1 protein-coding gene and 1 pseudogene are annotated in these 645 nt (G+C 65.6%); both read left to right on the plus strand.

The annotated features are described in order from the left end of the window. Positions 1-428, plus strand: a 428-nt coding sequence (locus MBTS_RS18075) for a molybdopterin-binding protein (protein WP_483403777.1), incomplete at its 5' end; no start/stop codon positions are given. 15 nt (positions 429-443) lie between these two features. Beyond that, positions 444-645: pseudogene (locus MBTS_RS18080) on the plus strand (cytochrome c); the annotation flags it as partial.

Here is a 645-nt window from a genome sequence, read left to right on the forward strand (position 1 = left end):
CCGCCTACCGCATCCCGGACACTGCCGGGGCAAACGTCCTGCCCGGGGAGAAAGGTTACCCGACGATACCGATTAACCGGATGGTGCCCCGCTCCTTGCTGACCAACCTCCCTGCGGAGGCGTCGGTGCGGGCCGGTGCGCCCTTGGATGTGCGGGGAATCGCCTTCGGCGGTGATTGCGGAGTAAAGGCCGTCGAGGTCTCCCCCGATGGCGGTCGGAACTGGATGCCGGCGAGCCTCGGCACGGACGAGGGCACCTACAGCTTCCGGCGCTTCGAGGCGAGACTACCTGCCTTGGCACCTGGTCGACACGACCTCAAGGTCCGCTGCACCAGCACGAAGGGTGCGGTTCAGCCGCTGGAGCCGACCTGGAACCCGAATGGCTTCATGCGCAGCGTGGTCGAGACTACCCCCGTCATAGCGTCCTAGTACTCGGAGCCGAGCATGCCTAAGATGATCCTGACTCGCCTCGCACTCGGTACGTTCTGCGCCCTCTCGTTGGCCGGGGCGGCTGCCTCCAGTGGTGAGCTGATGAAGTTCAAGTCGGTCTCAGTCGAGTTGCCCCAGGGTGACCGAACCTTCCCCGGCGGCCCCGAGGCCGAGGCGATCAACAACAACTGTCTTGTCTGCCACTCGGCCGGGATGG

The sequence above is a fragment of the Methylobacterium bullatum genome, from assembly GCF_014845095.1.
Classification (GTDB): domain Bacteria; phylum Pseudomonadota; class Alphaproteobacteria; order Rhizobiales; family Beijerinckiaceae; genus Methylobacterium; species Methylobacterium bullatum.